At 70.3% G+C, this 14034-nt stretch carries 12 protein-coding genes; 1 reads left to right on the top strand and 11 read right to left on the bottom strand.

Annotated elements, in window-relative coordinates; translation table 11 throughout:
- Positions 1-7: 7 nt before the first annotated feature.
- From mihF to ACZ6SF_RS01765, 10 genes are all read right to left on the bottom strand, one after another.
- Entirely contained in the window at positions 8-328 is a 321-nt protein-coding gene (gene mihF / locus ACZ6SF_RS01810; RefSeq protein ID WP_033241619.1) for an integration host factor, actinobacterial type, read from the bottom strand.
- Positions 329-1017: 689 nt separating this feature from the next.
- A complete protein-coding gene (gene pyrF / locus ACZ6SF_RS01805) occupies positions 1018-1839 on the bottom strand; it encodes an orotidine-5'-phosphate decarboxylase (protein ID WP_466059827.1) in 822 nt (273 codons plus the stop codon).
- A gap of 49 nt (positions 1840-1888) precedes the next feature.
- Entirely contained in the window at positions 1889-5242 is a 3354-nt protein-coding gene (gene carB, locus ACZ6SF_RS01800) for a carbamoyl-phosphate synthase large subunit (protein ID WP_466059825.1), read from the bottom strand.
- On the bottom strand, positions 5242-6363 hold the full coding sequence (gene carA, locus ACZ6SF_RS01795; RefSeq protein ID WP_466059824.1) for a glutamine-hydrolyzing carbamoyl-phosphate synthase small subunit: 1122 nt from the start codon (positions 6361-6363) through the stop codon (positions 5242-5244). Before carA ends, carB begins: the two co-directional genes overlap by 1 nt.
- Positions 6360-6857: a PH-like domain-containing protein gene (locus ACZ6SF_RS01790; RefSeq protein ID WP_466059822.1), complete on the bottom strand. Its 498-nt coding sequence runs from the start codon at positions 6855-6857 to the stop codon at positions 6360-6362. Before ACZ6SF_RS01790 ends, carA begins: the two co-directional genes overlap by 4 nt.
- Complete coding sequence (locus ACZ6SF_RS01785; RefSeq protein ID WP_466059820.1) at positions 6857-8191, bottom strand: dihydroorotase; 1335 nt, start codon at positions 8189-8191, stop codon at positions 6857-6859. Before ACZ6SF_RS01785 ends, ACZ6SF_RS01790 begins: the two co-directional genes overlap by 1 nt.
- Positions 8192-8262: 71 nt before the next feature.
- Positions 8263-9219 (bottom strand): aspartate carbamoyltransferase catalytic subunit, encoded by a 957-nt coding sequence (locus tag ACZ6SF_RS01780; RefSeq protein ID WP_466059818.1) that lies wholly within the window; start codon positions 9217-9219, stop codon positions 8263-8265.
- Entirely contained in the window at positions 9216-9860 is a 645-nt protein-coding gene (gene pyrR / locus ACZ6SF_RS01775; protein ID WP_466059816.1) for a bifunctional pyr operon transcriptional regulator/uracil phosphoribosyltransferase PyrR, read from the bottom strand. Before pyrR ends, ACZ6SF_RS01780 begins: the two co-directional genes overlap by 4 nt.
- Positions 9861-10077: 217 nt before the next feature.
- Positions 10078-10869, bottom strand: a complete 792-nt coding sequence (locus ACZ6SF_RS01770; protein WP_466059814.1) for an SDR family oxidoreductase — start codon at positions 10867-10869, stop codon at positions 10078-10080.
- Between the two features lie 73 nt (positions 10870-10942).
- Positions 10943-12136, bottom strand: coding sequence for an MFS transporter (locus tag ACZ6SF_RS01765; RefSeq protein WP_466059812.1), 1194 nt, complete (start codon positions 12134-12136; stop codon positions 10943-10945).
- Between the two features lie 130 nt (positions 12137-12266).
- Here ACZ6SF_RS01765 and ACZ6SF_RS01760 point away from each other — a divergent pair, with 130 nt between their 5' ends.
- Positions 12267-13160 (top strand): LysR family transcriptional regulator, encoded by an 894-nt coding sequence (locus ACZ6SF_RS01760; protein WP_466059810.1) that lies wholly within the window; start codon positions 12267-12269, stop codon positions 13158-13160.
- Between the two features lie 10 nt (positions 13161-13170).
- On the opposite strand, the gene ACZ6SF_RS01755 is transcribed toward ACZ6SF_RS01760, so the two are convergent.
- A complete protein-coding gene (locus ACZ6SF_RS01755) occupies positions 13171-14013 on the bottom strand; it encodes an SAM-dependent methyltransferase (protein ID WP_466059808.1) in 843 nt (280 codons plus the stop codon).
- Positions 14014-14034: the final 21 nt, after the last annotated feature.

The raw sequence follows: 14034 nt of genomic DNA, 5'->3' as shown, positions 1-14034 counted from the left end.
GAGGGTGTCAGGCGCCGAGATCGAATTTGGCGAGCAGCGCCTTGCGCTGCCGATCACCGAGACCACGCAGCCGTCGGGTCGGCGCGATCTCGAGCTCGTTCATGATCTCCTCCGCCTTGACCTTGCCGACCTTGGGCAGGGCTTCCAGCAGTGCGCGCACCTTCATCTTGCCGATGATCTCATCGGTCTCGGCCTGGCCGAGGACCTCTTTCAAGTCGGTGCCGCCGCGCTTCAGGCGATCTTTGAGCTCCGCCCGAGCACGGCGAGCGGCAGCCGCCTTCTCCAGAGCAGCGGCGCGCTGCTCATCAGTCAGCTGGGGAAGGGCCACGGTTCCTCCGTCTCATCGTTCATTGCATCAAGACCTGCCGAACTACCCGGCAGTCTCAGCGACCGTACCCACGACGCCCCCGGATTGCGAACCCACCCCCCAGGTCAGGGCATGAATCGGACCCGGTAACGCCCCCTTGCCGACCACGCCGCACGGCAGCTTGCCACCCGCCCCCGCCACACCGCCCGGACCACGAAATGCCGCTTCAACAGGCAGTTTTGGAGAAAAAGGCGCAGTTGCGGTCCGATAACCAGCCCGCCGCCGCGCCCGCCGGCAACCCTCCAACCGCCCTACCAGGAATTTTCTCGGAAATTTTCGGCCGTACACCCCCGAAGGCACCCCGCCGGGCAAATTCCACCCGAACCACCCCGTTCCCCGACCGATCCCGCCGTCCGAATAGTCCGGTTGGACCACCCACCCGCAAACCTCTCCAACACAGCCGCACCCCATACCCCCACCCGACTGCACAGGCCCCACCCGGTACGCGACCCCACCCGCTCCGGACACCGAACAACTCCCCCCACAGCCCCTCCCCACCACGAATCCCACGTGCCCGAAGAAAAGGGTTCGGCCCGCGTCTGCTGTCGGCCCTCGAAGCGCATGCGGCGCAGCCGCGAGTCTCGAGGGCCGACAGCAGACGCTCAGAAGGGCCGAACCTCGAGCAGCGGAGCTGCTCCGAAATTACTCCCCTACCCCAACCAGGCGAACTCGTCCTGGAACTCTCCCAGCCGTCCCCGCAGCGCCCCCACCGACGGCCCGGCCCGCAACACGTCCCTGGACACACTCGGCACCGCCGCCGGCCACACCGCCGCGGGGAGCAACGCCCGCACAGCCGCGGCCGTACCGCCCTGCGCCCCCACTCCCGGCAGCAGAATCGGCCCGTTCAACCCGGTCAGATCGGGGATCTCGGCCAGCGTCGCACCGACCACCACCCCCACCGACCCGGGCTCTTCGCCGCGGTTGCTCTCCGCCGCCGCGTCGACCATCGCCTGCGCGAGGCTGCGGCCGCCGGTATCGGCCCGCTGCACCTCGGCGGCATCGGGGTTGGAGGTGGCGGCGAGCACGAACACCCCGCGCCCGTTGGCGCCGGCCAGGTCGAGGGCGGGCCGCAGTGCCCCGTACCCGAGGTAGGGCGAGACGGTGACAGCGTCGGCCCCGAGGGGCCCGTCGCCGAGCCAGGTGCGGGCGTAGGCGTCCATGGTGGAGCCGATATCGCCGCGTTTGGCGTCGGCGAGGACCAGGGTCCCGGAGGCCCGCAGTACCTCGATGGTGCGTTCGAGGACCGCGATTCCCGCCGACCCGTAGGCCTCGAAGAACGCGACCTGCGGTTTGACGATCGCGGCGATGCCGTCGAAGGCCTCCACGCAGATTTCGGCGAAGGTTTCGAGGCCGTCGGCGTCGTCGGTGAGATCCCAGGCGGCGAGCAGGGCCGGATGCGGGTCGATACCGACGCAGATCGGTCCCCGGGCGCGCTGGGCGGCGGCGAGCCGCCGGCCGAAGGTACTCGTCATCGTCTCGTCCTCCGCTGTTCCGATCCGGCCCGCCGTCACCGTCGCGCCGTCAGCCACGCAGCGCCGAATGCAGTTCCTGCAGGGAACGCACTCCCAGCCCGCCGGAGATACTGGCCTCGATGCCCTGGACCGCGGCCGCCGCTCCCTGGACGGTGGTGATGCAGGGGATGTTCACCCCCACCGCGGCGCTGCGGATCTCGTAACCGTCCACGCGCGGGCCGGCGTTGCCGTAGGGAGTGTTGAAGACCATATCGACCTCACCGTCACGGATCTGGTCCACGATGGACGGCTCGGGCGGTGTGGCGCCCCCACCGGAGACCGGATCGGAATGCTTGCGCACCTGTTCGCAGGGGATGCCGTTGCGGCGCAGCATTTCCGCGGTGCCGGCGGTGGCCAGAATGCGGAATCCGAGGTCGTGCAGGCGCTTCACCGGGAACACCATGGCGCGTTTGTCCCGGTTGGCGATGGAGACGAACACGGTGCCCTCGGTGGGCAGCGAACCGTAGGCCGCGGATTGGCTCTTGGCGAAGGCGGTCCCGAAATCGGCGTCGATACCCATGACCTCGCCGGTGGATTTCATCTCCGGGGAGAGCAGCGAATCGACCTGGCTGCCGTCGGGGCCGCGGAAGCGGTGGAACTGCAGGACCGCTTCCTTGACCGCGACCGGGGCGTCCAGGGGCACGTGCCCGCCGTCGCCTTCGGGCAGCATGCCCTCGGCGCGCAGTTCGGCGATGGTGGCGCCGAGCATGACCCGCGCGGCCGCCTTGGCCAGCGGTACGGCGGTGGCCTTGGAGACGAACGGGACGGTGCGGCTGGCGCGCGGGTTGGCCTCGAGGACGTAGAGGACGTCGTCCTTGAGCGCGTACTGCACGTTCAGCAGGCCCTTGACGCCGATGCCCTTGGCCAGCGCGATGGTGGAGCGGCGGACCGCCTCGATATCGCTGCGGCCCAGTGTGATCGGCGGCAGCGCGCAGGCCGAGTCGCCGGAGTGGATCCCGGCTTCCTCGATATGTTCCATGACACCGCCGAGGAATACCTCGTCACCGTCGCAGAGCGCGTCGACATCGATCTCGATGGCGTCTTCCAGGAAGCGGTCCACCAGCACCGGATGTTCGGGGCTGAGTTCGGTGGCGCGGGAGATGTAGCCCTCGAGGGACTGTTCGTCGTAGACGATCTCCATCCCGCGGCCGCCCAGCACGTAGGACGGGCGCACGAGTACCGGGTACCCGATATCGGCGGCGATCTTACGAGCCTGTTCGAAGGTGGTGGCGGTGCCGTACTTCGGCGCGGGCAGCCCGGCGGCGACCAGGACGTCGCCGAATTCGCCGCGGTCCTCGGCCAGGTCGATGGCCGCGGCGCTGGTGCCCACCACCGGGACCCCGGCGACGGTGAGCTTCTCGGCGAGACCGAGCGGGGTCTGGCCGCCCAGCTGCACGATCACTCCGGTGACCGTGCCGGATTCGGATTCGGCGTGATAGACCTCGAGCACATCCTCGAAGGTGAGGGGTTCGAAGTAGAGGCGATCGGCGGTGTCGTAATCGGTGGACACGGTCTCGGGGTTGCAGTTGACCATGACCGTCTCGTATCCGGCCGCCGACAGGGTCTGCGCGGCGTGCACGCACGAGTAGTCGAATTCGATGCCCTGGCCGATCCGGTTCGGCCCGGACCCCAGGATGATCACCTTGTCGCGATCGGGCTGGGGCGCGACCTCGGATTCGGCCGCGGGGTCGAGCTCGTAGGCGGAATAGTGGTACGGGGTCTTGGCCTCGAACTCGGCCGCGCAGGTGTCGACGGTTTTGAACACCGGCCGCACGCCGAGCCGGTGCCGCAGGGCGCGCACCCCGCCCTCACCGGCCAGTTCCGGCCGCAGCGCGGCGATCTGGCGATCCGCCAGGCCGTGGTACTTCGCCCGCCGCAGCAGCGCCTCGTCCAGGACCGGGGTCTCCAGCAGTTCGGTGCGCAATTCCACCAGGCCGGCGACCTCGGCGACGAACCACGGGTCGATCCCGGACGCCTCGGCGACGGCTTCGATGCTCGCACCGAACCGCAGGGCGCGTTCCACCTGATAGATACGACCCTCGGTCGGCGTGCGCAGATCGGTGAGGATCTCGGCGATCGCGGCGTCGATATCGGCCTGATCACCGGACGCCGGGGCCCACCTGCCGTCGTCCACGGTCCAGAAACCGGTGGCCTTGGTCTCCAGCGACCGCAGGACCTTACCCAGCGCCTCGGAGAAGTTGCGGCCCAGCGACATCGCCTCGCCCACCGATTTCATGGTGGTGGTCAGCGTGGGGTCCGCACCCGGGAACTTCTCGAACGCGAACCGCGGCGCCTTCACCACCACATAGTCGAGGGTCGGCTCGAAACAGGCCGGCGTCTCCTTCGTGATGTCGTTGACGATCTCGTCGAGCGTGTAGCCGATGGCCAGTTTGGCGGCGATCTTGGCGATCGGGAATCCGGTCGCCTTCGACGCCAGCGCCGAGGAGCGCGAAACGCGGGGGTTCATCTCGATGACGATGAGGCGGCCGTCGGCGGGATTCACCGCGAACTGGATATTGCAGCCGCCGGTGTCCACGCCGACCTCGCGCAGGATGGCGATACCGAGATCGCGCATCTTCTGGTATTCGCGGTCGGTGAGGGTGAGAGCGGGCGCCACGGTCATCGAGTCACCGGTGTGCACGCCCATCGGGTCCACGTTCTCGATGGAGCAGACGATCACGACATTGTCGCGGCCGTCGCGCATCAGCTCGAGCTCGTATTCCTTCCAGCCGAGGATGGATTCCTCGATCAGCACATTCGCGGTGGGCGAGGCGGCCAGGCCGCCGCCGGCGATCCGGTCGAGATCCGTATCGTTGTAGGCCATTCCGGAGCCGAGCCCGCCCATGGTGAACGAGGGCCGCACGACCACCGGGAAACCCAGTTCGCGCACGGTGTCCCGGACTTCGTCCATGGTGTGGCAGACCCGGGAGCGGGCGCTCTCGCCGCCGACGCTCGCCACGATGTCCTTGAACTTCTGCCGGTCCTCACCGCGCTGGATGGCCTCGAAATCGGCGCCGATCAGCTCGACACCGTACTTCTCCAGCACTCCGCGCTCGTGCAGCGCGACAGCGGTGTTCAGCGCGGTCTGCCCGCCCAGCGTGGCCAGCAGCGCGTCGGGGCGTTCCTTCTCGATGACCTTTTCGACGAATTCCGGGGTGATCGGCTCCACGTACGTGGAATCGGCGAATTCCGGGTCGGTCATGATGGTCGCCGGATTGGAGTTGACCAGGGAGACCCGCAGGCCCTCCGACCGCAGCACCCGGCAGGCCTGGGTGCCCGAGTAGTCGAACTCGCACGCCTGACCGATGACGATCGGACCCGAACCGATGACCAGAATATGTTCGAGGTCGGTACGGCGTGGCATCAGGCTCCCTTCATCAGACCGGCGAACCGGTCGAACAAGTACGCGGCGTCATGGGGCCCGGCGGCCGCTTCCGGGTGGTATTGCACGGAGAAGGCGCGGCCGTCGATCAGGCGCACCCCCTCCACGACGCCGTCGTTGGCGCAGACATGGCTGACCTCGGCCTTGCCGAACGGGGTGTCGAACTGTTCGCCGCGCTCCCCCTCCAGCGCGAACCCGTGGTTCTGCGCGGTGATGGAGATACGGCCGGTGTCGTGTTCGACCACGGGGATGTTGATACCCCGGTGGCCGAATTTCATCTTGTAGGTACCGCGGCCCAGCGCCCGGCCCAGGATCTGGTTGCCGAAGCAGATGCCGAACAGTGGCAGGCCCTTGTCGAGCAGGCCCTGGGTCAGCGCGACCGCGCCGTCCGCGGTGGCCGGATCGCCCGGGCCGTTGGACAGGAAGGCGCCGTCGGGTTTCAGCTCCAGGATCTGGTCCAGGGTGGCCGACGAGGGCACCACGTGCACCCGCATCCCGCGCTCGGCGAACATCCGCGGGGTATTGGATTTGATGCCGAGGTCGACCGCGACGACGGTGAACCGGGGCGTGCCCGCGGGTTCGATCGTGTAGACCTGCTCGGTGCTCACCTCACCGGCGAGATCGGCGCCCAGCATGGACTGCTGGCCGGTCACCCGGCCGAGGAGTTCGTCGGTCCCGGCCAGCGCCGGGCCGGAGAAGATCCCGGCCTTCATCGACCCGCGGCTGCGCAGATGCCGCACCACCGCCCGGGTGTCGATGCCGGCGATACCGACGATGTTCTGCTGTTCCAGCTGCCCCGGCAGGGTGCCGGTGGCGCGCCAGTTCGATGCACGCCGCGCGGGATCGCGTACCGCGTACCCGGCGACCCAGATCCGCTGCGATTCGTCGTCCTCGTCGTTCCAGCCGGTGTTGCCGATCTGCGGCGCCGTGGCCACCACGATCTGGCGGTGGTAACTCGGATCGGTGAGGGTCTCCTGGTAGCCGGTCATCGCGGTGCAGAACACCGCTTCGCCCAGGGTCTGGCCCACGGCACCGTAGGAGGCGCCCCGGAACACCCGTCCGTCCTCGAGAACCAGGGCCGCGGCCGTCGTCGTGCTCGTCATTTCTCGTCGTCTCCCGTCGTTGCCCGCGCCCAGGCCGGATACACCGTCTTGTCGTCGCCGCGGAATCCGGTGTCGATCTCGGTCCCGGTGGGCAGTGTCCAGCGGATCACCAGCACCCCGCCTTCGGTCATCACCTTGCCCGCGTGCCCGCGTTCGGTCCGGATCGCGGTCACGGATTCCTGCGGGATCCAGATCGCCGTGGCGCCCTGGCGTGCCAGCAGGATCCCCTTTTCGTAGCGGCTCAGTTCCGCGGTGGCCCGGTAGCCGAGATCGCCCACCGCGATACGGTCCTGCCAGCTCGGCGCCATGGTGCTGCCGAGGTAGAGGCCCGTGGTCGGTTCCAGGATTCGCGCGCCGGTGTCCTGCGGTACCGCCGGCAGTTCACCGATCCGCTCGGCCTGCCGGGCCGCGCGGTTACGCCAGCCGCGATACATCAGATACATCGCCAGCAGCCACAGCGCGACGCAGAGCAGTACCCACAGTGTGCGTTCCATCAGCGCTCTCCCGCCCCGGCGCCGGCGCCCGCGGCGACCACACCGTCGCGGGCGGTGATCCGTCCGCGCAGCAGCGTGGCCGTCACCCGGCCGGGTAGCGACATCGTCTCGAACGGGGTGTTGTTCGCGATACTGGCGAGCTCCGCGCCGGCGACGGTCCAGGTGGTGTCGGGGTCGACGAGCACCAGGTTGGCGGGTTCGCCCACCGCGATCGGCCGGCCCTGATCGTCGAGCCCGACGATTTCGGCGGGGCGTTCGCTCATCACCCGGGCCACCCCGCGCCAGTCCAGCAGCCCGGGCCGCACCATCGTTTCCACGATGATCGACAGGGCGGTCTGCAGCCCCAGCATGCCGGGCCGGGCCGCCGCGAACTCACAGCATTTGTCCTGTTCGGCGTGCGGGGCGTGATCGGTGGCGACACAGTCGACGATCCCGTCGGCCAGTGCCTGCCGCAACGCCTCGGTATCGGAGAGTTCGCGCAGCGGCGGGTTCACCTTGTTCACCGCGTCGTAGGTCTCGAGCCGGGCGTCGGTGAGCAGCAGATGATGCGGGGTCACCTCGGCGGTGATCGCGATGCCCTGCTCCTTGGCCCATTTCACCAGTTCGACGGTGCCCGCGGTGGAGGCGTGACAGATATGCACCCGGGCGCCGGCGTCGCGGGCCAGCAGCGCGTCGCGGGCGACGATGGATTCCTCGGCGGCCCGCGGCCAGCCGGCCAGGCCCAGCCGGGCCGCGGTCGGACCCTCGTGCGCGACCGCGCCCCGGGTCAGCCGCGGCTCCTCCGCATGCTGGGCGATGAGTACGCCGAGCGAACGGGCGTATTCGAGCGCGCGCCGCATGATCAGCGGGTCGTGCACACAGTGACCGTCGTCGGAGAACATCCGCACCGCGCCCACCCCGGCGGCCATGGTGCCCATCTCGGCGAGTTGCTTACCGTCGAGCCCCACCGTGACCGCGCCGACCGGGTACACATCGACGAGCCCGACCTCCTGGCCGCGCCGCCACACATGATCGGTGACGACCTGGGTGTCGGCGACCGGCGAGGTGTTGGCCATGGCGAAGACCGCCGTATACCCGCCCAGTGCCGCCGCGGCCGAACCGGATTCGATGGTCTCGGTGTCCTCGCGGCCGGGTTCGCGCAGGTGGGTGTGCAGATCCACGAAACCGGGCAGCAGCACCTGTCCCGTACCGTCGATGATCTCCGCGTCCTCGGCGGCCGGACCGGTACCGATCTCCCGGATGACACCACCCGAGATCAGGACATCGACCGGCTCCCCGTCCCCGTACAGACGCGCCCCGGTGATCAGCACCGCCTCCGGGCCCGACCCGCTCACGCCGTATTGCCCGGGCGTTCGCGGGGGCCCTGCGGGGTTACGCTCCGCTCCCGCCTCCGGGCCTGACCCGCTCACGCCACGGCCTCCTGCACGCCGATCAGCAGGCGGAACAGCACCGCCATCCGCATATGAACTCCATTCGTCACCTGTTGCAGCACCGCGGCGCGCGGCGAATCGGCCACCGACGACGCGATTTCCATGCCGCGCAGCATCGGACCGGGGTGCAGTACCACCGCATGCTCGTCGAGCAGCGCCAGCCTGCGCTCGGACAGGCCGTAGCGGATCGAGTACTCCCGCGCCGAGGGGAAGAAACCGCCGTTCATCCGTTCCGCCTGCACCCGCAGCATCAGCACCGCGTCGGCCCCCGGCAGTTCGGAATCCAGGTCCGTGGAAACCCGCACCGGCCAGCCCTCGACGCCCACCGGCAGCAGGGTCCGCGGCGCCACCAGCACCACTTCCGCGCCGAGGGTCGCGAGCAGGAAGGCATTGGACCGCGCGACGCGGCTGTGCAGGATATCGCCCACGATCACCACCCGCCGCCCGGCGATATCGCCGAGCCGCTGCCGCAGCGTGAGCGCGTCCAGCAGGGCCTGGGTGGGGTGTTCGTGGGTACCGTCGCCGGCGTTGATCACGGCCGGCACCCCGCTACCCGAACGGCGCGACCAGTCCTCGAACCAGCGGGTGATCTGGTGGGCCGCTCCGGACGCCGGATGCCGCACGATCAGCGCGTCGGCACCGGCGGCGTGCAGGGTCAGGGCGGTATCGCGCAGTGACTCCCCCTTGGACACCGAGGAACTGCTCGCGCTCACGTTGATCACATCGGCGCTCATCCACTTGCCCGCGACCTCGAACGAGACCCGGGTACGGGTGGAGTTCTCGAAGAACACGGTCATCACCGTGCGCCCGCGCAGGGTGGGAAGTTTGTGGACCTCGCGGCCGAGTAGCGCCTGTTCGAACCGTTCGGCCTCGTCGAGCAGTTCGGTGGCGGTGTCGCGATCCAGATCGGTCACCGTCAGCAGATGTCTCACTGTCCCTCCCCCTGATGCAGGAACACACCGTCGCGGCCGTCGTGTTCGGTCAGCAGCACCGAGACGTCCTCGGTGCGCGCGGTGGGCACGTTCTTACCCACGAAATCGGCCCGGATCGGCAACTCGCGATGCCCGCGGTCGACCAGGACGGCGAGCTGGACGGCGCGGGGCCGGCCCAGATCGCGCAGCCCGTCCAGCGCCGACCGGACCGTCCGTCCGGAGAACAGCACATCGTCGACCAGGACGACGAGCGCGTCCTCGATCCCGCCCTCGGGCACCGAGGTCCGTTCGAGCGGCCGGTGTGGTTTGCTGCGCAGGTCGTCGCGATAGAGCGTGATATCGAGCGATCCCAGCGCCGGGCGCACTCCGGAGAATTCCTCGATCTTGTCGGTGAGCCGGGTCGCGAGCGTGGTGCCGCGGGTCGGGATACCGATCAGCACCACCCGGGGCGCCTCGGAATCCCCCGAATCGAGGGCGGTGCGTTCGATGATCTGATGCGCGATGCGCGCGACGGTCCGGCCGACATCGGAGGGAGACAACAGCTCCCGCCCCGCCGCCACCCATTCCGGCGTATGCCGCTGCTGGGGTGGCGTCGATTCGGCAGCGCCGGACGTGGCGGCCCGTTCTTCGGGCACAGCCATGCCGACCTCCTTCCCCGCCTCACAGGACGGTCCGTTAAAGGATGTCTTACGCGAAGCAGCCTATCAGCCGCTCGACGGCGCCTTTCACCAGGTGAGAACGTGCCCGGGAGTGTGAGCCGGGACACGGGCGGACGGGTCCGGCGCGGATGTGCCGGCGATTACGCCGCCGGACGGCGGTGCGCTCCGCAGGCTCCCGGCGGCGGCTCGGGGATCCCGGTCAGCGCCAATGGAGGTCGCCGACCGCCGCCGCTTCCCCACCGCCGTCGGCGAACAGGATCTGGCCGGTGACGAAACGGTTGTCCGGGCTCGCCAGCCAGCAGACGGCCTCGGCGATCCATTCCGGCCGGCCCGGAAAACCACCGAACGGCTGCGGTGCGGCGGCCTCCACGGCGGCGCGGGTCTGCTCGTCGGCGAAGATCCAGGAGGCGGCGGGCGTATCGACGACTCCCGGGGCGACCGCGTTGAGCGCGATTCCCGCCCCGGCCCATTCCGGAGCCGGGGCATTGTTGCGCACCCATCGGTTGAGCGCGCGTTTGGCGACACCGTAACCACCGGTCGGACCTCCGAGGGCCGGGTCGGCGTCCAGTAGCGCGACGGCGCCGGCCTCGTCGCCGTCGAGACACGCCCGGATCAGCCGGTCGTCGGCCGGCGCGAGTGACGACGTCGACGAGACCGCCACCGCGCGTGGGGCGCGACCGCGCGCCAGCAGCGGGCGCAGACCGCGCAGGGTCGCCACGGCGCCGAAGTAGTTGGTTTCCAGCAGCCCGGTCCGGCCGCCGCCCGCGATGGCCAGCACCGCGTCGATCGGCCCGGCGGCCGAGACGCTATCCACCAGGGACCGGCGGCCTTCGGCGGTGGCCAGGTCCGCCCGGATATCGGCCTCGTCGAGATCACATCCGATCACCGTCGCCCCGCGTTCGCGCAGCAGCGCGACGGTGGCGGCGCCGATCCCCGACGCCGAACCCGTGACGACGTAGGTACGTCCCGCCGACCCGGTCCCCACAGTCATCGTTCCTCCCGTTGTCGGCGAAACCGCTTCGCCCGCAGAGTTTACGGACGGGCGGGGCCCGCGGCCGCCCCGATCACGGTAGCCGTCGCCCGGGGAGCCGGAAGAGGACCAATGCGAGCGCGCCCACGACCGCGGCCATACCGAGGAAGGCGCCCGCGTACCCGGCGCTGCCGATGAACCAGCCGAGTGCGACGGCCCCGGCACCCAGGCCACCGTCGTAGGCGATATTCCAGATCGTGCTCGCCGTTCCGCCGCGGTCACGGCCCAGGCGCTCGAGGGTGAGCACGAACGAATCGTTCTGGCAGGCACCGAATCCCGCGCCCAGCAGGGCCGCTCCGAAGATCAGCAGTCCCGGTGCCGACTCGAGGGACGCGGCCAGGCATCCCAGCCCGGCCGCGCAACCCGGCACCGCGAACGGCAACACCCGCCCGGCACCGTAGCGATCTCCGAACGCCCCCGCCGCCAGCCGCGCGCAGACCAGCCCGGCCGATGCCGCGAGCAGCGCCCAGAAGGCGGTCCCGGGGTCCTCGACCGCGACCGGCAGGAACGTGGTGGCCGCTCCGAACGAGGCCGCCGTCGCCAGGAACAGCACGATCGGCGCCCCGATCCCGGCGGCATCGGTCATCGAGGTGAACCGGAACCGGCCGCGCCGCCCGGCCGGCAACCGCACCGCCAGCAGCGCACCCGCCAGACAGGCCACCGTGGCGCCCCAGAACACCATCCCGAAGCCCCAGGTACGCGCGGCCCAGACTCCACCGGCGAGCGCGACGAGGTTGGGCAGCGCCGCCGCGACCCCGTACCGCGATGCCGCCGAGGCCAGTCGGCCCTCGGCCGCGAGATCGGCGACCAGAGTCGCGCCCGCGGTCACCACCAGCGCGAACCCGACGCCGCGCAGGAGCGTGATCGCGATGATCGGCGCCGGCTGCGCGGACAGCAGATACAGCGGTGTCGGCGCCCCGAGCAGCACCGCGCCGGCCGCCACCATCGTGCGCAGCTCCACGATCCGGAACAGCCACGGCACCGCCGGCTGGGTGGCGACGGTGGCCGCCATCATGACCCCCGTGGTCGCGCCCACCGCCACACTGCCCGCGCCGCCGGCGGCCGCCCACAGGGGCACCACCGGCAGCAGCGCCGCGTAGTCGACGAACGCCAGGAAGGTCACCGCCAGCAGTACACCGAAACCCCGGGGACGCTCCGGACTTCCGGGTGATCCCGGCACCCGCATACGGGATTTCGCACTGCCGCCGCTTCCGGTCTCCGTGGTCATTCGCCGGGCCTCCCTCCGTCGGTATCCCTCCACCCTCACCGGCACGAGGTATTCTGTCCAACAATGAGTTTCTATCCAACCCATCACGAAACTCGATAGCCCCGCCCGCGACAACCCCGGGACCGCATCGATGGACACCAGGATTCTGCGCAGCTTCCTCGCGGTCGCGCGCTCGGGAAGTTTCACCGCCGCGGCGCTCGACCTCGGCTACACCCAGTCCACGGTCACCGGTCATATCCACCGCCTCGAACAGCAACTCGGCCGGCGCCTGCTCGACCGGCTGCCGTCCGGCGCGGTGGTGACCGATACGGGCGCCCGGCTGATCGAGCACGCCGAAGACCTGCTCGACGCCGAGAACCGTCTCCACGAGGCCGCGCGCGGCAGCGCCCGCCCGACCGGGACGGTGCGCATCGTCGCCCCCGAATCGCTGTGTACCTACCGGTTACCCGCGGTGATCGGCGCACTGCGGGGCGCCGAACCCGGGATCCAGATCTGGGTCGGACCGGCAGGTCTCGGCGAGGCCGTCGAGGCGGTGTACCGCGGGACCGCCGAGGTGGGTCTCATCATGGAACCCCGGGCCCCCGTCACCGAACTCGGCACGGAACGGCTCGGCACCGAGCCGCTGCTCCTCCTCGACCGGCCGGATCGGTCGGCGACCCCCGCGACCTGGGCGGATCTGGCCGCCCGCGACGCACTCCTGATCGAGGAGGGCTGCGGGTACAGCGATGATGTGGCGGCGTGCCTGGCCGCCACCGGCGCCCGCCCGGGACGCCGGTCCCGGTTCGGCAGCGTCGAGGCCATCAAACGGTGCGTGGCCAGCGGATTGGGCTGGACCGCGCTGCCCGCGATCACGGTGGAATCCGAGATCCGCGCCGGCGATCTGGGCGTGGTGCGCGGCCCGGAGCTGCCCTCCTGCGAAATCCACGTCCTGACACATCCGCGCCGCCTGCACAGCCCCGCCACCCTCGCCGTCCTCGCCCGGCTGCGCACCCACTGGGCTTCCCGATCCGGCGCGAACCCGTAGCGCCCGCCGATCATTCGCGGACGGCGAGCACCGTCCCCATTCCGGGTACGTCGCCCATGCCCGGGCGCTCGTACGGCGCGACGAGATCGTTCCAGGCGCGGAACCGGGTGCGCCAGCCGTTCTCGGCGAACCAGTCCTCGGCGTCCGGGCCGAGCCCGTTGACCGGGCGCGCGGCATCGCTGTCCGCGGCCACGAGCTCCCGCAGCGCCCGGTACTTCGACTCGGCGGAATCGACCTGAAAGCGGCCGATGCCGAATCGGCTGCCGGGCGCCGACAGTCCGGTGATCATCACCGCCACCGCGTGGGCGTCACGTCGCGGGAGGTAGTTGAGAACTCCCTCGTCCACCCACAGCGTGGGGACCTCGGGCCGGAACCCCCGCCGCGCCAGCGCATCCGCCCAGTCGCCGCGCAGATCGGCCGCCACGACCCGGCGCTCACAATCGGGCCGGGCGCCGTGAGCGGTCAGCACCGGTTCCTTGAAATCGAACAGTTCGGGCAGGTCCACTTCGAAGAACACGGTGTCGGCGGGCAGCCCGAGCCGGAATACCCGGGTATCCAGCCCCGCGCCGAGCAGCACGATCTGCCCGCACCCCGCGGCCACCGCCTCGGTCACGCTGTCGTCCACCACCCGGACCGCCAGCGACCGGCCTTCGAAGAACTGGTCGGCCAGATCCTCCAGGCGCGACCATCGCCCCGCGTCGAACCCGGGCCGGGCCGCCGCGACGAACGCCGCCGCGAGCGGATCGTCGTAGAGCCGATCCGGCCGGCGGCTCTCGCGTTCCCGGATCACCGCCACACCGATCGCGGTCATGGCCACCCCGGCCGTCGGCACCTGTACAGATGGTTCGGTCACAGCTCTCCCCTGCCCGGACTC

It is taken from the genome of Nocardia sp. NPDC049935 (assembly GCF_055586645.1).
The sequence above is the reverse complement of the archived record's forward strand: the minus strand, read 5'-3'. Positions and strand labels throughout refer to the sequence as shown.